19 protein-coding genes are annotated in these 21279 nt (G+C 32.8%); 7 read left to right on the top strand and 12 right to left on the bottom strand.

Annotation, left to right across the window (positions count from 1 at the left end; all coding sequences use genetic code 11):
* Positions 1–191: 191 nt before the first annotated feature.
* The 7 genes from ACIQ66_RS06230 to ACIQ66_RS06260 all read right to left on the bottom strand — a co-directional run bounded on the left by ACIQ66_RS06230 (position 192) and on the right by ACIQ66_RS06260 (position 8656).
* Positions 192–1172, bottom strand: a complete 981-nt coding sequence (locus tag ACIQ66_RS06230) for a carbon-nitrogen hydrolase family protein (protein WP_396211930.1) — start codon at positions 1170–1172, stop codon at positions 192–194.
* A 54-nt stretch (positions 1173–1226) separates the two neighbouring features.
* Entirely contained in the window at positions 1227–1646 is a 420-nt protein-coding gene (locus tag ACIQ66_RS06235) for an acyl-CoA thioesterase (protein WP_396211931.1), read from the bottom strand.
* Between the two features lie 40 nt (positions 1647–1686).
* The gene (locus ACIQ66_RS06240) at positions 1687–2208 is read right to left on the bottom strand and encodes a hypothetical protein (protein WP_396211932.1); all 522 of its coding nucleotides are present in this window, start codon (positions 2206–2208) and stop codon (positions 1687–1689) included.
* Positions 2209–2215: 7 nt separating this feature from the next.
* The gene (locus tag ACIQ66_RS06245; protein ID WP_396211933.1) at positions 2216–3796 is read right to left on the bottom strand and encodes an AMP-binding protein; all 1581 of its coding nucleotides are present in this window, start codon (positions 3794–3796) and stop codon (positions 2216–2218) included.
* A gap of 6 nt (positions 3797–3802) precedes the next feature.
* Complete coding sequence (locus ACIQ66_RS06250; RefSeq protein ID WP_396211934.1) at positions 3803–6094, bottom strand: bifunctional salicylyl-CoA 5-hydroxylase/oxidoreductase; 2292 nt, start codon at positions 6092–6094, stop codon at positions 3803–3805.
* A 63-nt stretch (positions 6095–6157) separates the two neighbouring features.
* Positions 6158–6757: a flavin reductase family protein gene (locus ACIQ66_RS06255; protein ID WP_396211935.1), complete on the bottom strand. Its 600-nt coding sequence runs from the start codon at positions 6755–6757 to the stop codon at positions 6158–6160.
* 168 nt (positions 6758–6925) lie between these two features.
* The gene (locus ACIQ66_RS06260) at positions 6926–8656 is read right to left on the bottom strand and encodes a T9SS type A sorting domain-containing protein (RefSeq protein WP_396211936.1); all 1731 of its coding nucleotides are present in this window, start codon (positions 8654–8656) and stop codon (positions 6926–6928) included.
* A gap of 273 nt (positions 8657–8929) precedes the next feature.
* On the opposite strand from ACIQ66_RS06260, the gene ACIQ66_RS06265 reads away from it, so the two are divergent.
* Positions 8930–10546: an ABC-F family ATP-binding cassette domain-containing protein gene (locus ACIQ66_RS06265; RefSeq protein ID WP_396211937.1), complete on the top strand. Its 1617-nt coding sequence runs from the start codon at positions 8930–8932 to the stop codon at positions 10544–10546.
* A gap of 112 nt (positions 10547–10658) precedes the next feature.
* On the opposite strand, the gene ACIQ66_RS06270 is transcribed toward ACIQ66_RS06265, so the two are convergent.
* Both ACIQ66_RS06270 and ACIQ66_RS06275 read right to left on the bottom strand, forming a co-directional pair.
* Positions 10659–11693, bottom strand: coding sequence for a M28 family metallopeptidase (locus ACIQ66_RS06270; protein WP_396211938.1), 1035 nt, complete (start codon positions 11691–11693; stop codon positions 10659–10661).
* Between the two features lie 153 nt (positions 11694–11846).
* Positions 11847–12371 carry a hypothetical protein gene (locus tag ACIQ66_RS06275; RefSeq protein ID WP_396211939.1) on the bottom strand — a complete coding sequence of 175 codons (525 nt, stop codon included), beginning with the start codon at positions 12369–12371 and terminating at the stop codon, positions 11847–11849.
* Positions 12372–12480: 109 nt separating this feature from the next.
* Here ACIQ66_RS06275 and ACIQ66_RS06280 point away from each other — a divergent pair, with 109 nt between their 5' ends.
* A complete protein-coding gene (locus ACIQ66_RS06280; protein WP_396211940.1) occupies positions 12481–14802 on the top strand; it encodes an ATP-dependent helicase in 2322 nt (773 codons plus the stop codon).
* A gap of 35 nt (positions 14803–14837) precedes the next feature.
* Complete coding sequence (locus ACIQ66_RS06285) at positions 14838–15458, top strand: L-threonylcarbamoyladenylate synthase (RefSeq protein ID WP_396211941.1); 621 nt, start codon at positions 14838–14840, stop codon at positions 15456–15458.
* Between the two features lie 68 nt (positions 15459–15526).
* Here ACIQ66_RS06285 and ACIQ66_RS06290 read toward each other — a convergent pair whose 3' ends face one another.
* From ACIQ66_RS06290 to ACIQ66_RS06300, 3 genes are all read right to left on the bottom strand, one after another.
* A complete protein-coding gene (locus ACIQ66_RS06290) occupies positions 15527–16363 on the bottom strand; it encodes a flagellar motor protein MotB (protein WP_396211942.1) in 837 nt (278 codons plus the stop codon).
* Between the two features lie 85 nt (positions 16364–16448).
* On the bottom strand, positions 16449–17441 hold the full coding sequence (locus ACIQ66_RS06295; protein ID WP_396211943.1) for a glycosyltransferase family 2 protein: 993 nt from the start codon (positions 17439–17441) through the stop codon (positions 16449–16451).
* A gap of 15 nt (positions 17442–17456) precedes the next feature.
* Positions 17457–17903 (bottom strand): type I restriction enzyme HsdR N-terminal domain-containing protein, encoded by a 447-nt coding sequence (locus tag ACIQ66_RS06300; protein ID WP_396211944.1) that lies wholly within the window; start codon positions 17901–17903, stop codon positions 17457–17459.
* 63 nt (positions 17904–17966) lie between these two features.
* Here ACIQ66_RS06300 and holA point away from each other — a divergent pair, with 63 nt between their 5' ends.
* The 4 genes from holA to ACIQ66_RS06320 all read left to right on the top strand — a co-directional run bounded on the left by holA (position 17967) and on the right by ACIQ66_RS06320 (position 21251).
* Positions 17967–18971 carry a DNA polymerase III subunit delta gene (holA, locus tag ACIQ66_RS06305; RefSeq protein WP_396211945.1) on the top strand — a complete coding sequence of 335 codons (1005 nt, stop codon included), beginning with the start codon at positions 17967–17969 and terminating at the stop codon, positions 18969–18971.
* Between the two features lie 42 nt (positions 18972–19013).
* Positions 19014–19196 carry a CAL67264 family membrane protein gene (locus ACIQ66_RS06310; protein WP_396211946.1) on the top strand — a complete coding sequence of 61 codons (183 nt, stop codon included), beginning with the start codon at positions 19014–19016 and terminating at the stop codon, positions 19194–19196.
* A 64-nt stretch (positions 19197–19260) separates the two neighbouring features.
* On the top strand, positions 19261–20952 hold the full coding sequence (gene ettA / locus ACIQ66_RS06315; protein ID WP_396211947.1) for an energy-dependent translational throttle protein EttA: 1692 nt from the start codon (positions 19261–19263) through the stop codon (positions 20950–20952).
* A 185-nt stretch (positions 20953–21137) separates the two neighbouring features.
* Positions 21138–21251 (top strand): response regulator, encoded by a 114-nt coding sequence (locus tag ACIQ66_RS06320; protein WP_396211985.1) that lies wholly within the window; start codon positions 21138–21140, stop codon positions 21249–21251.
* Positions 21252–21279: the final 28 nt, after the last annotated feature.

Below are 21279 nucleotides of genomic sequence, written 5' to 3' on the forward strand. Positions count from 1 at the left end.
CCTGCGCCTAAAGCTTCAAGTTCTTTGTAATAGGCAACTAATTCGGGTGAATCTTGTACTCTTGCACGACCGATTTGGTCATCTGAAAAGTTATTATCTTCCATTTTCTTATTTTTCTGCCACTGATTAAAGGATTAAAAGGATTTTACATATTGCTTTATCCGTGAAAATCTTATAATCCGTGGCTATTATTATCTCTTATTAAACTCCTCGTGATTATCAATAAATGTAATATTTCGTGTGGGAGCGGTATTTACTCTCAAATCGAAAATATCAAATCGGTTGTAATGCCCTAAAATATCGTGCATTTGTTTCGGTTGGATGCATTTTTCCAAATCAATTTCAGCATATACAATTCCTTCTTCATCAATTAATGGCGTACCGATTACTGCTCCGTTAGGTCCAATAAATCCAGAAAATGCCGAACTTTTTCTATCTAATAATTCATCTACATTTGGCACATCGGCACGTAAGGCATCTTTTATTTCTTGAGAAACTGTTGAACACGAAACAATTGTAAATAATTTACCTTCAAAAGAATGCGCGGCAGCACGAATTTTTATCGCTTCAGCCATATCATAATCTGGTGGTGCTACCGGAAGCGAAATGTAATTTGCAATGTGAATCAATTCGCCTTGAGAAAGCAGTGTAAAACGGGCTAATGTATTCGTGTTTTCGCCACAAGCTAATGTTCCGATAGGTCCTATTTCGGTATCATATACTTTTAACGAAGAACCATCACCAGAAGTCCACGTCAATTTTTCTGCCCAAGTTGGGACTAACTTTCTATGTTTTCCAATGATAACGCCTTTATTATCAATGATTAAATTGGTATTGTAAATTTCGCCATAGCTTTTGCCTCGTTCGTTGATTCCCATCACGATATGCATATCATTTTCTTTAGCCGCCAAGCATAATTTCTTGATTTCCGGTCCAGAAATATCAACCGAATTTTTATATAATTCTTCGTACCATTTACTACCTTGAACAGGCGTCATAATCCAATTCCAATACGGATATCCTGAAATAAATACTTCGGGAAAAGCAATAAGTTTTGCTTGGTTTGAGGCGGCTTCTTTAATAAAAGAAATGGCTTTATCCACTGTTTTTTCTACATTCAGAAAAACTGGTGATGTTTGTACTGTTGCGGCTTTGAATTTTTTGAATTCCATAGTTATGATGTTACACAAAGTTTCACTAAGTTATCACAGAGTTTCGCTAAGTTTTTATGAATTTAAATATTTTTGAATTTTCACTTTCATTTCTTCTGAAAAAGGTTCTGCTTTGATGCCGTTTCTTTCTGGGTTGAAAGCTACATTTACTAAGGTAACTTCGCCTTCTAAAACTATATTATTGCTTTCGTTTTCAAACTCAAATCCACAAATTATTGAAGAGTTTTTTAATTCTTTTACCCACAATTTTTTGGTTAATATTTCGCCCAAACGTGCGGCATTTTTGAATTGAATTTTCAAATCAACTGTTGGAATACCATTTGTTTCGTGCATTTTTGAAAAAGGTCTGTCTAAGGCTTCTTCAAACCAATCTTCAACTAAACCGTTGAGCATTTCTAAAAATCTCGGATAGAAAACTATTCCGGCATAATCAATATGTTGAAAACGAACTTTTTCTTGTTTTATAAATTTCATATTTACTTTTTTTAAACACAAATTTGCACTAATTGATCTCTTATTCACCAAAGTAAGTTACACCAAATTCTTTAAATGTTTCTTCAAGCCCTAAAGCACATTCTGAAAAAACTTTGAAATTTTCTGAAGATCTTCTACCATTACAATCAAAACACATTTCTATGTAACCAAATATTTTATCATTTTTGTCATAAAATAATATCGCATGACGAGGATCGTAGCAAGCTGCAGCCCAATTTTCAGTCTCACATTTCCTAAGTTTGTTTTTCAGAATTTCGATTTGTTCTTTATTTAAGGAAATTCTATTTCTTAAATATTTTTTATTTATTTCAAGTTTTCCGTTTTGAATATAATTTAATTTTAAAAAATCAGGATTATCTTCTTTAGTCCATTGATTTCTATCTTCATACGCCAAAATTTCAATTCTTTTCACTTTCTCAAAAGTAGAATTTATTTCTTTTTTAATTTTTATATTACAAGAATTGAATATAAAAACAAGCATTAAAAAAGTTATAAAACTAAAAACATGATTGGATAAAATCTTATTACTTAATACTCTCATCTTAATTCTATTTTAATTTAAATCGTTGAATTTTACCCGTTTCTGTTTTTGGCAAACAATCCACAAAATGGATTACTCTTGGATATTTATAAGGTGCTGCCGTGTTTTTAAACCAATTTTGAATCTGAATTTTTAAGGCTTCATCTGCCGTTACTTGTTCTTTTAAAACAATATGCGCACAAACCAACATGCCTCGTTCTTCATCGGGTAAACCCACAACGGCACATTCTAAAATATTTTCATGAGTTAAAAGTACGGATTCTACTTCAATTGACGCAATATTATAGCCTGAAGAAATAATCATATCATCGCCACGAGCAACAAAATGAAAATAACCTTCTTCATCTTGACGGAAAATATCGCCAGTAATATTCCAGCCATTTTCTACATATTCTCTTTGTTTTTCTTCTCGATTCAAATATTTACAACCTGTAATTCCTCGAACCGCTAATCTTCCTGCTTCATTTCTTGGTAATTCGTTGCCTTGTTGGTCAATAATTTTAGCTTCGTAACCCGTAATGGCTTTTCCAGTTGCGCCAGGTTTCATGTTCTCTTCGTTTGACGAAATAAAAATATGTAACATTTCGGTAGCACCAATGCCGTCAATAATTTTTAACCCTGTGGCATCATACCAATCTTGCCAAACCTTTAACGGCAAGGTTTCACCTGCGGAAACACATTTTCGTAAACTCGAAATATCGTAGTCTTGAATTTTAGTGGTAATCACTCGCCAAGCAGTTGGAGCGGTAAAACAAATCGTGATTTTAAAATCTTGAATCGCTTTTAACAATACATCTGGACTCGGTTTTTCGATTAAAAAAGTGGAAGCACCAACATACATCGGAAACAACACCAATCCGCCTAAACCAAAAGTAAAACCAATGGGCGGACTTCCAATAAAAATGTCATTTGAAGTAGGCTGCAACGAATAGTTTGGAAATGCTTCGCAGATATTCAAAATATCTTTGTGATAATGTGCTGTCATTTTTGGTAAACCTGTGGTACCCGAAGTAAAGCCAATAAGCGCAACCGAATCTGCTTTTGAATGATAATTTTCGAATGTTTTTGGTTTGGATTCCATTAACTTTTCTAAATCGGAATTTCTGTAGAAACTTACTTTTTTTAGAAAATTTGATTGGACTAAATTCATTTCTTCAGCTAAATCGCTATCGCAAAACGCATGAGAAATTTCAGCACAATCAATTATAGTGGTTATTTCTTTAGCACGAAGCAATGGCATGGTTGCTACGACAATTCCGCCAGCTTTTAAAACTGCAAACCAACAAGCTACCATCATTGAGTTATTCGCCGAACGCAACAAGACACGGTTTCCGGATTGTAAGCCGAAATCATCGACTAAAACATGTGCAATTTGATTGGCTTTTTCAAACAAATCTTGGTACGTCCAAGTTTCTTCAAATGTTCGTATGCAAACTGCATTTCCTCGACCTTCTTTGATGTGATTGTCTAATAGTTTATCAACACAATTCAATAGTTCAGGATGTTGGAATTGTGGTAAATCCAAAAAGGTATATTCTGGTTGTAATTCCAGATTAGGTAAATTTAAATGAGCAAAATTATCTTTCATTATTAATTACTTCTTGTTACTCTTAGGTTTCAACGCTTTTTTCATACCTTCTGCTTGTTTTCTTTCCGAAGCTTTTAAAGGATACAAATGTGAAACGCCCATTTTATAAGGGTTTGGAATGTCATTTGCCTGAAATTGTTCATAAGCTTGCGCATTTCGCACAAAATTAGCATCCAATAACAAAGGTCTTCCAAGTGCTACTAAATCGGCTCTTCCGTTTAAAATTATGGTATTAATTTGATCAATATCTTGAATATATCCAGCTGTAATTGTTGGAATATGAACCGTATTTCGTACCGCATCTGAAAAAGGCGTTTGCCACATTCTTCCTGTTTGTGGTTTTTGGTTAGCAACCGTATTTCCTGAGGAAACATTGATGATATCCGCACCCGCTTTTTTAAATGCTTCCGAAATTACCAAAACATCTTGTTCTGAAATTCCGTTTTCTGTCCAATCGGTAGCGGATATTCTTACAGAAATTGACTTTTCAGAAGGGAAAAATTCACGAATGGCTGTAAAAACTTCTAATGGATATTTTAAACGATTTTGAACATTTCCGCCAAATTCATCGGTGCGAATATTGGTTAACGGTGACAAAAAAGAAGCCAGTAAGAATCCGTGATGCGCTTGTAATTCAATCATATCAAAACCAGCTTCATTAGCATTTTTAGCCGCTTGCACAAATTGATTTTTAACCAATTGCATATCTGCTAAAGTCATTTCTTTCGGACTATCAGAATTTTCATTAAACGGAATGGCAGAAGCCGAAAGCAACTCCCATTTTTTACCCTGAAATTGTGCTTCCCAAGGAATTTTTGAACAGCCTTTTCGTCCTGAATGTCCTAATTGAATTCCAATTTTGGTTTGAGTATATTGATGTACAAAAGATGTGATTCGCTTCCAAGCAATTACTTGATTTTCGGTATAAATTCCAGCGCATCCTTCAGTAATTCTTCCAGTAACTGAAACAGCAGTCATTTCAGTAAGAATTAATCCTAAACCACCCACAGCTCTTGATGTATAATGCTGAAAATGCCAATCATTTACCACTCCGTTTTCGGCTACATATTGCCCCATTGACGACATTACGATACGGTTTTGCAATTCTAAATCTCTTAGTTTGAATTTTGAAAACGCAGCTGATTGATTTTTGATATTGACATTGCAATTGTCATTAAACTCAACCAAAACTTTATCTGTAAATGAACTATCTCTTAGACGTAAATTTTCGTACGTTACTTTTTTGGAACGCGTCATGCAGCCAAATGCAAATTGATGAAACGAATGTTGCATGTGACGATCCATATTTTCAAACCAATCTAATGAAACGATGGCGGCATACTGAATCATTTCAACCGTATTTCTTCGGGTTTTATCGTATTGGGCAAAAGCGGCTTGTACATCATTTGGATGAGCAATCACCGCATCGGATAAACCAATAGCAGAATCCATCGCTAATTTTGTTCCTGATCCAATAGAATAATGGGCTGTAGCTTTGGCATCACCTAATAAAACAATGTTATTATGATACCAATTTTGATTGGTAACATGCGGAAACTGACGCCAATGTGATTTATTTGAAATTAATGGATGTCCGTCTAATTCTTCTGCAAATATTTCGGCAATTTTTGCCATCGTATCTGCTTCGTTGGTGACTTCAAAACCGTGTTTTTGCCAAGTTTCATCGCTACATTCAAAAATCCAAGTGCTCATACCTTCTTCGTATTGATACGAATGTGCCACGATGGTTCCGTGTGGCGTACTTCTGAAAAAATAGGTAAAAGCATCTAACGGTTTTGTAGAACCCATCCAAACGAAACGGTTCTTTTTTAATTCGACTTTGGTTCCGAATTCCTGTTGATATTTTGTACGAATGGCACTTCCAATTCCATCTGTAGCCAGAATAATATCGGAATCTGCAAATTGAGATAAATCATCTACATTTTGTTCGAAATGCAAATTTACACCTTCTTCGACAGAACGTTGTTGAAGTAGTTGCAAAAGGGTTTTTCTGGAACAACCGCAAAAACCATTTCCTGCAATAGTTACAGATTCACCATCTCTCGCAATTATAATATCATCCCAATAGGCAAATTTACTTCTAATTAATTCATACGATTTCATATCGCGTTTTAAGAATTCACCTAAGGTTTCATCTGAAAACACTACACCAAAACCAAAACTATCATCGGGTTTGTTTCTTTCATAAATATCAATTTGGCAATGCGGCATTGCTTTTTTTGTTAATATCGAAAAGTAAAGTCCGCCTGGACCACCACCTATAACTGTTATTTTCATATTTTAATGGAACGCGGATGAAACGGATGATTTGCAACGCTGATTACCGCGGATTTATTTTATTTAACTTCTTTTAATAGAGAAAAGTTCTCCTATTTTACTATAACTAGAACCTGCTAATCTTGAAACAGGTTTGTAATTTTCCATATTGATTTTGTAATTATCTAAAAGCACATCATCATCAAAGTGCATCATTACAATTTCTCCAATAACCATTGTCGCTCCATTATTTTCTGGATGCGGCATTGTGTAAGAATGAATCATTTTGCATTCAAAAGAAATTTTAGATTCTTTAACCCGTTTGGGTTTTATCAATTCGCAATCAATAGTTGTAAGATTGGCATATAAAAATTCATCTACATTAGCTGGTAATTCTTTTGATGTCATATTCATAGCCTCAACAACATCTTCTGTAACCATGTTTAAAACGAATTCATTGTTTTGAAGAATATTGTTGAGAGTATCTTTATTTTGACCTTTGTTTTTAGCAGTTGAAAACATGATATGTTTCTCACCAACTATATTAAAATAGGAGAAAGGAGCAAGGTTGTTAATTCCGTTTTGGTCAACAGATGAAATCCAGCCAATTGGTCTAGGAATAATCGAACCTGTCAAGAGTTTGTAAACAATTGACGACTCTAATTTGTTTGGGTCAAATTGCATTTTAGTTTGTTTGTTACCTACAAATTAAAGCTATTTTTTTTAATTGTATTTAAATCTTCTTAAATTATTGGAATTTGATTGTTTTAAAATTGTTCAATCTTTTTCTAAAAAAAAATCCCAAATTCCATAAATTTAGGAATTTGGGATTTTAATTTTGGAATTTCTTTTTTATTCTTTTATGATTTTGGTTGTTTTCACTTCTCCGTTAGAAGTTACTTTAACCAAGTAAGTTCCAGTAGCTAAAATAGAAATATCTATAATTCCTTCTTTTGAATTTAAAGATTTTGCAATTACTTCTTGACCAATTAAATTGAAAATTGATACAGTTGAAATTTCTTTATCAAATAAAAGATTGAAACTGTTTTGTACTGGATTTGGATATAGTTGTAATGCTGTATTTGTTTCAAATGCTGCTGCAGTTAGTGTTGGTAAATCGGCACTTTGCGTACTTACTAGACTACTTGAAATAAATGGCGTTGTATTTCCTCCAATAATAAAAAGTTTATCTTGCCAAATCTCAGAGGTATGATGTCTTCTTCCAATCATGTTGGTTTGCGTTAGAGTGGTAAAGGTATCGTTAGTAGTATCATATACACCTGTAAAGGTTTGATTGCTGTAATCTCCTGTTATGTATAGTTTAGTATCTGTAAGTTCTCCTTTTGCTACAGCATAAGCTGATAATGAAGTGGGCAATAAAGTATTAGAAGTTGTCCATTGGTTGTTAGCAAAATCATAAATATAAATATTGTTTGAATAATTTGCTTTGTAAACCCTCACATTATCAATTTGATAAGTCGTTGTTTTAGGAGTAGGAGCATAGCCACCAACATATTTAAAACCAATTCTAAAGTTACTTAAATCTCCAGTAAGTGGAATATTCCCTGAAAAAGTAAAATTGGCTGCGTATCCTGTTGCCGTTCCACTGGCGATGTTGGAATCTAGTAACGTTTTGGTTGAAGTGGTAATATCTCCCGTCCAATTGGTAATTAGATAGGCTTGCAATGTTGCTCCATTATTAAATACGTCTTTAGTTTCAAAGTTTAATAATACTTGATCAGAACTTAGCGCTGTCAACGAATTTGAAATTAACCAAGAAACATTAGTTGGTTGCTGATTGGCAGCTATAGTTTCAAATGCTGTAATTTCGGCATATTTGTTAGCTGTAAAAGTTCTTCCTTTGTAAAGTTTTGTTCCTACTTCTGCCACATTTACCCAATCGGTAAGAGCGATATTACTTCCTACGATTATGGTTTCAAAGTTTTCAGCAGTTGCATTGGTCTCACTATAACCACCAAAAGCATATAGCTTAGCATTAAAATTACTATCATAAACAACTTCGCCTTTGGTCTGTAACCCAACGGGCATATCTGCAAGTGCTGTCCATTCTCCCCAAGGTGCAATTTTGTATAATTTTTTAGAATATTGAGAATTAAAGTTACTAGAGCAACCTCCAAAGCTAATTAAATAATCGCCCCAAACTGTGCTTCCAGCACTGAAAACCGGATTTGGATTTAGCGTAGTATTTTGAGTCAATACTCCTGTTTCTAGATTTAGTTGTTCCAATTTGTTATTGACTCCTGAACTTGTTAAACCATTAAAGAGGTACATTGTATTGCCCAAAATTTCCATATTTCCATATCTTTTGGCAATAGTTGGTGTTGAGGGTGTGTATAGATACCACAAATCTTCATAAAAATTATAAGCTTCAATTTCTGAAGTATAGGGCTGGTCGGTCGAAAAGCCATTGGTTATATACATAATATCGTTACTTTGGTCTTTAGAACTTGCAGAACCACCACGTGGAATTAATTTATCTGGTTTGTTTATAAAATTTAAATTTTGTGAAAATGACGAAGTAAAAGTGGTAAGTAACACCAAAAGAGTAATTTTTCTAATCATTGTGTTTTTTGTTAAACCCTATTATAATTAATTTCTGCAAACATAGTTCATTTTACACAATACCACAAGGTTAGCACTTTATAGTTCAATATTTGTAGTACATCAAATTAATAATAGTTGGTTTTAGGATTTTATTCGATTATAGCCAAAGTTTTAACTAATAATGAAGCCTTAAAAGTAGCTTTAAAGATGGAGTATAAAAAGTGATTTTTTTTTACCAAAAAACTGAACGCTTTTCACTACTTTTGCATCGAAATTAAAAATACCTAATTCATGTTAACAGTTAATAATTTATCAGTTCAGTTTGGTAAAAGAATCTTATTTGACGAAGTAAACACAACCTTTACACAAGGCAATATTTACGGCGTAATTGGAGCAAACGGAGCTGGAAAATCTACTTTTTTAAAAATTATTTCGGGCGATATTGATCCAACTTCTGGACATGTTCATTTAGAATCTGGAAAAAGAATGTCGGTTTTGAATCAAAATCACAACTTGTTTGACGAACATACCGTTCTTGAAACGGTGATGATGGGAAATAAAGTTTTGTTTGCTGTAAAAAAGGAAATGGATGAACTTTATGCCGATTATGATGATAAAAATGCTGATAGAATAGGAGAATTGCAAGTACAATTTGAAGAAATGAATGGTTGGAACGCAGATTCTGATGCAGCTGCGATGTTGTCAAATCTTGGCATTACCGAAGATAATCATTACACCATGATGGCTGATTTAGATGGTAAACTGAAAGTAAGGGTGCTATTAGCACAAGCATTATTTGGAAATCCAGATGTTTTAATTATGGATGAGCCGACCAATGACTTGGATTTTGAAACCATTGCTTGGCTAGAAAATTTCTTGGCTAACTATGAAAATACGGTGATTGTAGTTTCGCACGATAGACACTTTTTAGACGCTGTTTGTACGCACATTTCGGATATTGATTTTAGCAAAATAAATCATTATTCTGGAAATTATACTTTTTGGTACGAATCTAGTCAGTTAGCAGCAAAACAACGTGCACAACAAAACAAAAAAGCCGAAGAAAAGAAAGCCGAATTAGAGGAATTTATCCGTCGTTTTAGTGCGAATGTTGCCAAATCGAAACAAGCGACTTCTCGTAAAAAAATGATTTCTAAATTAAATATTTCTGATATAAAGCCATCTAGTCGTCGTTATCCTGCCATTATTTTTGACCAAGAGCGTGAAGCAGGTGACCAAATTTTAAATGTTCAAAACTTGAGCGCATCTGTTGATGGGGAAACACTTTTTACAGGTGTTGATTTGAACATGGCAAAAGGTGATAAAATTGTTTTATTTTCTAAAGATTCAAGAGCAACAACTGCTTTTTATGATATTTTGAATGGAATCCAGAAAGCTGATTCAGGAACTTATGATTGGGGCGTTACAACTAACCAAGCATATTTACCAGTTGATAATCATTCTTTCTTTGAAAACGATTATTCATTAGTAGATTGGTTACGTCAATGGGCAAAAACCGAAGAAGAACGTGAAGAAGTAAACATCCGTGGATTTTTGGGTAAAATGATTTTTTCGGGAGAAGAAGCGCTAAAAACAAGTCGCGTTTTATCGGGTGGAGAAAAAGTACGTTGTATGTTATCTCGAATGATGATGGAAAGAGCCAACGTATTGATGATTGACGAACCAACCAATCACTTAGATTTGGAATCGATTACGGCATTTAACAATTCATTGAAAAACTTTAAAGGTTCAGTAATTTTCACAACACATGACCATGAGTTTGCTCAAACCGTTGGAAATAGAGTAGTGGAGTTAACACCAAAAGGAGCAATAGATCGTTACATGACTTTTGATGATTATCTTGATGATGAAAAAGTACAAGAGTTAAGAAAAATAATGTATAGTTAAGTTACTAGGTTAGATATACGAAGCAGGAAGTGAAATATATAAATTTAAAAAACCCAAATTCATTAAAGAATTTGGTTTTTTTTTTGTTATATAAACTTGAAATTTCTCCAATCTATTTTCCGTCTTTATCTACCACAAGTCTGTCTTTTCTGTTTGCGATTTCCCATGCTATTGTAAATGCAAGTTTCGTTCTTTTGGTCAAAGCATCAAACTCAATTTTTTCTACGTCATCTGTTGGTTGGTGATAATCGGCATGAGTTCCGTTGAATAAAAATACAGACGGAATACCGTTTTTGGCAAAATTGTAATGGTCTGAACGATAGTAAAAACGATTAGGGTCTTTGCGGTCGTTGTATTTATAATCTAACGTTAAGTTTATGAATTTTTTATTTACTTCTTCACAAATGGTAAATAAATCAGTCGATAAATAATCAGAACCAATCAGGTAAACATAATTATTTGAATCTTTGTGAAAATCATCTCTTCGACCAACCATATCAATATTAACGTCGGCAACGGTTTTTGCTAAAGGAAACAAAGGATTTTCAGTATAGTATCTTGAGCCATGAAGACCGTGTTCTTCCCCAGTAACGTGTAAAATTAATACGGAGCGTTTTGGTCCAAATCCGTCGTCTTTTGCTTTTTGGAATGCTTTTGCAATTTCAATTAGTGCAACTGTTCCCGACCCATCATCGTCTGCACCGTTATAAATTTCGCCATTTTTCATTCCAACATGGTCATAATGTGCCGAAACTACCACAACTTCATCTGATTTTTCTGAACCCTCAATATAAATCCAAATATTTTCTGAATCATTTAGTTTTGGACTAAATCCTTTTTTCATATATTCAGAAGGCACTTTTTGGTAAAAATCAGTAGCGCCTTTTGGAAAAGAAAGTCCGTTGGTTTTATGCTGATTTATAATGTATTCGCCTGCTTTTTTTTGTCCAATTTCGCCTGTATTTCTGCCTTGCATTTCATCGGAAGCAATAATAGTCAAATTGGTTTTTAGGCTTTCTTCAGAAATTACATTGATATAATTATTGTAATCAAAAACCTTTATGTCCGATTTTTTAGTGGTCACTTTTTTGGTAGTTGAGCAAGAAATCGCTAAAAATGATACAATTATAAGAGCTATTTTTTTCATTTTAATGTATTGTTAGAAATGAATGATGATACGTTTTGCAAGTATCGCTGTTTTCTTGTCCGCAGTTGGGACAAAAACGTACTGCTACAACATGATTACAATTGAGACAAGTTTTATCAATACGAATTTTACTTCTGGACATAAGTTATTGATTTAAGCTAAAAAAGATTTCACTTCACTATTTATAAATGCCAATGCAGCACTACTTGGCGATGGTTTGTCAAAAGTATCATTCAATATAGTTTCACGAAGTTTATCGGCATTTTCAATTTTTTCGCTCATATTTGTTTTTCTAATCATTTGAATAGTAGCATTTTTTGCCGTCATAACAATGGTCCAACATTCTTCTGAAACGTAAATTTGTTGTGTCAAATTATGTTCAAATTCTTGCTCAATTTGGGCAATAACATAATTTTCATAATCGTTTTTATTTTGCGAAATCGGAGCAATTCTAATCAATAATTTGGTTGGATTGATTCTTTCCATAAACAACGTTAATCTTTCATAAGCTTGTAAACGCAAGGGTAAAGCATCTTTTTGATTTTCTTTCATCAATAAGAAACGCCTTCTGTTATTTTCATTTACAACAAATTGTTGAAAGAAATAATAGGCAACAGCTCCAGTAATCAAGGCTGGTAAAGTGTAAAAGGCTAATTCAATAATTTTTTCAGTATTCATAAATAAAGATGTAATTAGTAATTGTTGACAAATATAATAGAATAAACTATAAAAATATATTGCAATTTGAATGTACTAAGCTTAAATTTGGATTTTTATTTCCATTTTTATGCAAAAGTACATAAGTCAACTTAACGAAGCCCAACAAGAACCAGTTTTACAAAAAGATGGACCAATGATTATTATTGCTGGTGCGGGTTCTGGTAAGACGCGTGTATTGACTATAAGAATTGCCTATTTGATGAGTTTGGGTGTTGATGCATTTAGTATTTTGGCACTAACATTTACCAACAAAGCTGCTCGCGAAATGAAAAAACGTATCTCAGATATTGTTGGTTCAAGTGAAGCCAAAAACCTTTGGATGGGAACTTTTCATTCTGTTTTTGCTCGAATTTTGCGTTCAGAAGCTGATAAATTAGGTTATCCATCTAATTTTACCATTTATGACACTCAAGATTCTGTGCGATTGATTTCGGCGATTATCAAAGAAATGCAATTGGATAGAGATGTTTACAAACCCAAACAAGTTCTTGGTCGAATTTCTTCTTATAAAAATTCATTGATAACAGTAAAAGCCTATTTTAATAATCCAGAATTGCAAGAAGCTGATGCAATGTCAAAAAAGCCGAGATTAGGTGAAATTTATCAAAATTATGTGGATAGATGTTTTAAAGCTGGTGCCATGGATTTTGATGATTTATTGTTGAAAACCAATGAATTGTTAAATCGTTTTCCAGATGTTTTAGCCAAATACCAAGATCGTTTTCGCTACATTTTGGTCGATGAGTACCAAGATACCAATCATTCTCAATATTTGATTGTGCGAGCTTTGTCTGATAGATTTCAAAATATTTGCGTAGTTGGTGATGATGCACAGAGTATTTATGCTTTTCGTGGTGCGAATATCAATAACATTTTGAATTTTCAAAAAGATTACGAAAATGTAAAAACCTACCGATTAGAACAAAATTACCGTTCAACAAAAAATATTGTGGAAGCCGCCAATAATATCATTGATAAAAACAAAACCAAATTAGAAAAAGTAGTTTGGACAGCCAATGATTATGGTAACAAAATAAAAGTTAACCGAAGTATTACCGATAGCGAAGAAGGCAGATTTGTAGCTAGCACTATTTGGGAACAAAAAATGCAAAATCAGTTGATGAATGGGCATTTTGCAATTTTGTATAGAACCAATGCGCAATCAAGAGCGATGGAAGATGCTTTGCGTAAGCGCGATATTCCGTATCGAATTTATGGTGGTTTGTCTTTTTATCAAAGAAAAGAAATTAAAGACGTTCTTTGTTATTTACGATTGGTTGTAAATCCGAAAGATGAAGAAGCATTAATTCGTGTTATCAATTATCCAGCTCGTGGAATTGGTGATACAACTGTTGAAAAACTAACGATTGCAGCCAATCATTACAAGCGTTCTATTTTTGAAGTAATGCAAAATATTGAAAAAATAGATTTGAAATTAAATTCGGGAACAAAACAAAAATTGCTTGATTTTGTGACCATGATTCAAAGTTTTCAAGTGATAAATGAAAATCAAGACGCTTTTTTCTTGACCGATCATGTAACCAAAAAAACAGGTTTGGTGCAAGAATTAAAAAAAGATGCCACACCCGAAGGAATCGCTCGTATTGAAAACATTGAAGAGTTGTTAAATGGTATAAAAGATTTTACTGAAGGTCAAAAAGAAGTTGATGGCGCTCGTGGTGCATTAGCCGAATTTTTGGAAGATGTAGCTTTAGCAACTGATTTAGACAAAGATACTGGTGATGATGACAGAGTTGCCTTAATGACGATTCACTTAGCAAAAGGGTTAGAATTTCCTCATGTTTTTGTGGTTGGTCTCGAAGAAGATTTGTTTCCAAGTGCAATGAGTTTAAATACTCGAAGCGAATTGGAAGAAGAACGTCGTTTGTTTTATGTTGCCTTAACGCGTGCCGAGCAACAAGCATACTTAACTTATGCACAATCACGCTATCGTTGGGGAAAACTAACCGATAGCGAGCCTTCTAGATTTATAAACGAGATTGATTCTCAATATTTAGAATATATAACGCCAGAAGAAACCAATTATCGTTATAAACCAATGATTGATACCGACATTTTTGGTGATATTGATAAATCAAAATTGCGATTGGCAAAACCAACCTCTGGAACGCCACCCAAAAAATATGGTGAAGAACCTACAGTTACTATCAGAAAATTAAAACCACTAAATTCTGGAAGTCAATCAAATAACAACTTGTTTGATAGCGGATTAACGGTTGGAAATATAGTAATGCACGAACGTTTTGGAAAAGGTGAAATCTTAAACTTAGAAGGAGCTGGTGCTGACAAAAAAGCCGAAATAAAATTTGAAGTCGGCGGTATTAAAAAACTATTATTGCGTTTTGCTAAATTGGATGTGATTGGTTAGAATTTAATGCTTAAATTTATTTTAAAAAAATTACTATGTCACAATTTATTAAAATATACGAAGACAAACCAAACGAAGCGGCTGTTAAAAAAGTAGTTGAAATTCTTAGAAATGGAGGTTTGGTAATTTATCCAACCGATACGGTTTATGGCTTAGGATGCGATATTACCAACCACAAAGCATTGGAAAAAGTGGCTAAAATAAAAGGAATCAAATTAGAAAAAGCCAATCTTTCTTTCATCTGTTCCGATTTGAGTCATCTTTCTGATTATGTGAAACAAATTGATACTTCAACCTTCAAATTATTAAAAAGAGCTTTGCCTGGCGCTTACACGTTTATTTTGCCAGGAAATAACGATTTACCTAAAGTTTTTAAAAACAAAAAAACAGTCGGAATTCGTGTTCCCGATAACAACATTATTCGTGCTATTGTGAAAGAATTAGGAAACCCGATAATCTCAACGTCCATTCATGATGATGATGAAATTGTAGAATATTCAACCGACCCCGAATTGATTTTTGAAAAGTGGCAAAACCAAGTCGATGCAGTTATTGATGGTGGATATGGCTATAATATTCCGTCAACAATAGTCGATTTATCAGGTTATGAACCAGTAGTTATAAGAGAAGGAAAAGGAAGTTTGGATATTTTATAATAACAAAAAATCCAAAAGGTTAAACTTTTGGATTTTTATAAATCTTATTTTGTACCTTGTAAATAAAACTATTTACTCAAGTTTTTCATTTCTTTTTCAATCATATCGTAGAATTCGTCAATTTTTGGCATTACTACAATACGAGTTCTTCTGTTAGTAGCTCTGTTTTCTGAAGTATTGTTATCTACTAATGGAATATATTCGCTTCTTCCAGCTGCTATTAATTGAGATGGTTTTACACCTAATTCTTTGGTTAATACTCTTGTAATAGCTGTTGCTCTTTTTACACTTAAATCCCAGTTGTCAAGCAAAATTGCATTTCCTGTAAACGGAACATTATCAGTATGACCTTCAACCATGCACTCAAAATCTGGTTTGTCATTGATAACTTTAGCCACTTTTCCTAAAATTTCTTTTGCTCTGTCAGTTACCATATAGCTTCCGCTTTTGAAAAGCATTTTGTCTGAAATATTGATAAAAACAACGCCTTTTTCAACATTTACATTGATATCTTTATCGTCAAGTCCAACTGATTTTTTCAAACTTGAAACTAACGCTAAAGTTACAGAATCTTTTTTAGTTAATGCATCTTGTAATCTATTGATTTTTAAATCTTTTTCTTTGATTGTTTCTAATGCTTTTTCTATATTTTGAGCACCTTTTGTTGTCAAAGTTGTCATGTTACCAATATTGTTGATTAACTCAGAATTATTTTTCTTTAAATAATCGTTTTGTTGATTTAAAGCTTCTTTTTCAGATAAACACATGTTCAATTTTACAGTTGTCGAATTTAATAAATCTTGACAATCTTTATTTTGTTTTTCTAAATCGGCAATTTTCTTTTTAGTTCCGCATGAAGTTAAGGTTAAAGTGGCTAACGAAAGAATTAAAATTACTTTTTTCATAATTGATTTATTATTTTTAATTTTTACAAAATTACTAATTAATACTTGATGCAAATCAAAATGTAAGCTAAAGTATTGTTAACTATTACTCAAAGACCTTGCCGTTTTTTACAAAATACGTGTAAACAATGCTATTGGTATTATAGTAGTTTTTACTTTGTTTGCCATTTCTTTTTTGTAATGTTTTGGAAATCTTTGCATAAAATGAAAAATGTGCATTAACAATAGCAAGACAGTGTTGAATTTTTCCATTGAAAACAAATTGAATTCCTGCAATTCCATCAAGAATTAATCTTGAAAAGATGATTGGAATTAATTTAGATTTTGGTAAATTTTTAGTCAACATTAAAAGTGAATTTCTAAAATTCAGAAACGTCTTCATCGGATTTCCTTCGTTTAAAGTGGCGCCACCAACATGATAAACTGCTGATTTTGAAGTGTATTTTATTTTATAACCAAGATTAAAAGCTCTCCAACACAAATCGATTTCTTCTTGATGCGCAAAAAAATCATCATCAAAACCTTTTAATGTTCTATAAATCTCTTTTCTAATAAAAAAGCAAGCACCCGAAGCCCAAAAAATTTCTTTTTCATCATCATATTGATGCAAATCTTTTTCAATAGTATCAAAAATGCGACCGCGACAATAAGGATAACCATATTTATCAATAAATCCGCCAGCTGCACCAGCATATTCAAAATATTCTTTGTTTTTGAAATTTAAAATTTTAGGTTGAATAATTCCAATTTCGGGTTGATTTTCAAAAATAGATAGGATAGGAGCAAGCCAATTTTCGGTAACTTCAATATCTGAATTTACTAAAGCATAATAGTCTTCTTCAACATATAGTAATGCTTCATTATAACCTTTTGCAAAACCATAATTGGCTTCATTTTGAATGATTTTTACCGAAGGAAATTTGGTTTTCAAAACAGCAATCGATTCATCTTTGGAAGCATTATCGGCAACATAAATTTGTGCTTCATCAGAAAAAAAAATGACAGAAGGCAAGAACTGCTCTAACAATTTTGCTCCATTCCAATTGAGTATAACAACAGCTATTTTTTTGTCTTTCATCTTGTATTTATCTGTCTATTTTTCAAATTCTGGAAGTTCTTCGAGAAAAGTATATTTTTCATTTTCAAAATCCATTTTGCAAAAGTAATGATTTAAGCCATTTGTAACCATAAGATAATCTGCTTTTAGAGTCATATTATAACGAGCAATTTGGTCAAAAGTGGTTTGCGTAATTTTTATTTCAGGTGCTTTACATTCTACCAACAATGATAGCGCACCATTTGGTTGAAAAATAACAACATCATAACGTTTATTCAAACCATTGACTTTGATTAATTTTTCAACATTAATATATGATTTTGGATATTTTTTTTCTTCAATAAGAAATTTTACAACATGCTGACGAACCCATTCTTCTGGAGTGAGAATGATAAATTTTTTCCTAATTTCATCAAAGATAGCAACTTTATTTTCACTATTTTTGAACCGAAACGAATAAACTGGAAAGTTCAACTTTTGCATGAAGCAAAAATAGTTATTTTATAGTAACTGCCAACTGCGACTGCCAACTGAATACTTAAAATAATGGACGAAGTTGTAAAAATTATAAACGATATTAAGGCTGGAAATATTAAGCCAATTTATTTTTTGATGGGTGAAGAACCTTATTATATTGATAAATTGACGGAATATATCGAAGAAAATGTGTTGCAAGAACACGAACGAGATTTTAATCAAACTGTTTTGTATGGTCGGGATGTAACTATTGAAGATATCGTTGGAAACGCCAAACGATATCCAATGATGGCTGATAGACAAGTTGTTATTGTAAAAGAAGCACAAGAATTGGCTAGAACTATTGATAAATTAGAAAGTTATGCCGAAAATTTTCAAGACACAACCGTTTTGGTAATGGCTTACAAGTATAAAACACTCGATAAACGTAAAAAACTAGTAAAGTTATTGGATAAAGTTGGTCTCGTTTTTGAAAGTAAAAAAATGTATGAAAATCAAGTCGGAACTTGGATTCAACGTGTGCTCCAAGGAAAAGGTTATTCTATTGAACCAAAAGCAAATGCTATGTTAGTTGAATTTCTAGGAAACGATTTGAGCAGAATAAGTAATGAGTTAAATAAACTTCAAATAATCTTGCCAAAAGGGCATACCATTTGTGCCAAAGACATTGAAGAAAATATTGGATTTAGCAAAGATTTTAATGTTTTTGAATTGCAAAATGCGTTAGGAGCAAAGAACCAATTAAAGGCTTATAAAATTGCAAAATATTTTGCCGATAACCCCAAAGATAACCCAATGGTTGTTACTACAAGTTTGGTCTTTAGTTATTTTGTAAAAGTGCTGAAGTATCACGGATTAAAAGATAAAAACCCTAAAAATGTTGCTTCTGTACTCGGTATAAGCCCTTTTTTTATAAAAGATTATGATGTGGCTTTAAAAAATTATCCTATGAAAAAAGTAAGTGCCATTGTGGCTGGTTTACGAGATATTGATGTAAAAAGCAAGGGCGTAGGCTCCAATTCGTTAAGTAATCACGATTTGTTGAAGGAAATGTTGGTTACAATTTTTAATTAATCTTAAATTTTGCGATATTTGTAATCCTAAAAAAAATGAACTATGGGAATGAATAAAAATACTGTTTTGGGTTGGGCAACTCTTATTATGATTATTATGGGATTGATTCTAATTGCTCTTGGAGCTTTCCGTTATGATGATATAGCTGGTTGGGGTTTTGCAACTGTTGGAATCGGTTTTCTGGCAAACGCATGGGTTTTTAGCTCACTAAAAGGGAGGGTTTAGATTTCAGAAATTAGAAATTAGAATCAACAATTAAAAATTAAAAATAAACAATAAAAATATAAAAATGTCAGACGATAAGAAAGTAATATTTTCAATGCAACGATTGAGTAAATCGTATCAAGGAAGTGACAAACAAGTTTTAAAAAATATTTACCTAAGTTTCTTTTACGGAGCAAAAATTGGTATTCTTGGATTAAATGGTTCGGGAAAATCTACATTATTAAAAATCATTGCTGGTGTTGATAAAAATTACCAAGGCGATGTAGTTTTTCAACCAGGTTATACAGTTGGTTATTTGGAACAAGAACCACAACTTGACGAAACTAAAACAGTAATAGAAATTGTGCGTGAAGGAGCAGCCGAAATTTATGCACTTCTTGACGAATTCAACAAAATAAACGATAGTTTTGGTCTGCCAGAAGTTTATGAAGATGCCGATAAAATGCAAAAACTTATGGATCGTCAGGCAGAATTACAAGACAAAATTGATGCTGCTGGCGCTTGGGAAATAGACAATAAACTTGAAGTTGCTATGGACGCTCTAAGAACGCCAGATGCTGAAACTCCAATTAAAGTGCTATCGGGTGGAGAAAAACGTAGAGTTGCTCTTTGTCGATTATTATTGCAACAACCTGATGTATTATTATTAGATGAGCCAACCAACCACTTAGATGCAGAAAGTGTACTTTGGTTAGAACAACATTTAGCCCAATATGCAGGAACAGTAATCGCTGTAACACACGATAGATATTTCTTAGACAATGTTGCAGGGTGGATTTTAGAACTAGATAGAGGTGAAGGTATTCCATGGAAAGGAAATTATTCATCTTGGCTAGATCAAAAATCAAAGCGAATGGAGCAAGAAGAAAAAGTGGCGTCAAAAAGAAGAAAAACTCTTGAACGTGAGCTTGATTGGGTTAGACAAGGTGCTAAAGGGCGTCAAACTAAACAAAAAGCACGTTTGCAAAACTATGATAAACTCTTAAATGAAGATCAAAAAGAATTAGATGAAAAATTAGAAATCTATATTCCAAATGGTCCTAGATTAGGAACTAATGTTATTGAAGCCAAAACGGTTGCAAAAGCTTTTGGAGATAAATTACTTTATGATAACTTGAACTTTACTTTGCCACAAGCTGGTATTGTTGGAATTATTGGTCCAAACGGTGCTGGTAAGTCAACTATTTTCAGAATGATTATGGGTGAAGAAAAGCCTGATGGTGGAAAGTTTACTATTGGAGAAACTGTTAAAATAGCTTATGTTGATCAAGCGCACTCTAATATTGACTCAAACAAATCAATATGGGAAAATTTCTGTGATGGCCAAGAATTAATCATGATGGGTGGACGACAAGTTAATTCGAGAGCGTATCTGTCTCGATTTAATTTTGGCGGAAGCGAACAGAACAAAAAAGTTTCCGCTCTTTCTGGTGGTGAACGTAATCGTCTGCATCTTGCTATGACTCTTAAAGAAGAAGGAAACGTACTTTTACTAGATGAGCCAACCAACGATTTAGATATTAACACACTTAGAGCACTTGAAGAAGGGCTAGAAAATTTTGCTGGTTGTGCAGTTGTTATCTCACACGATAGATGGTTTTTAGATAGAATTTGTACTCATATTTTAGCTTTTGAAGGAGACTCCGAAGTATATTTTTATGAGGGAAGTTTTTCTGAATATGAAGAAAACAAGAAAAAACGATTAGGCGATGTCGCTCCTAAGCGTATCAAATACAGAAAATTAATAAGAAATTAAATTTATTTTCATTCTTTAATTTTACATTCATAATTGTCTAGAATTTTCTCATTATTATTAACGGGCATTCACATTGTTTTTTCAATTACACACGAACTTCGAACTCCATAAATAGTAAACAGTAAAACACTCGTAAACAATAAATTAAAATGCACGGTTGTTGATGATGGTACACCGCTATTGAGATTTTGGACAAAGAAAAATTTGACATCCTATTGATGAATATCAATATGCAAATAATTAACGGTTTTGAAACAACAAAACAAATTAGAAAAAAAGGACATACACTTCCTATTTAGATCTTACAACTTTGATAAACAAGAAGTT

The sequence above is a fragment of the Flavobacterium sp. genome (genome assembly GCF_044377315.1).
Classification (GTDB): Bacteria; Bacteroidota; Bacteroidia; order Flavobacteriales; family Flavobacteriaceae; genus Flavobacterium.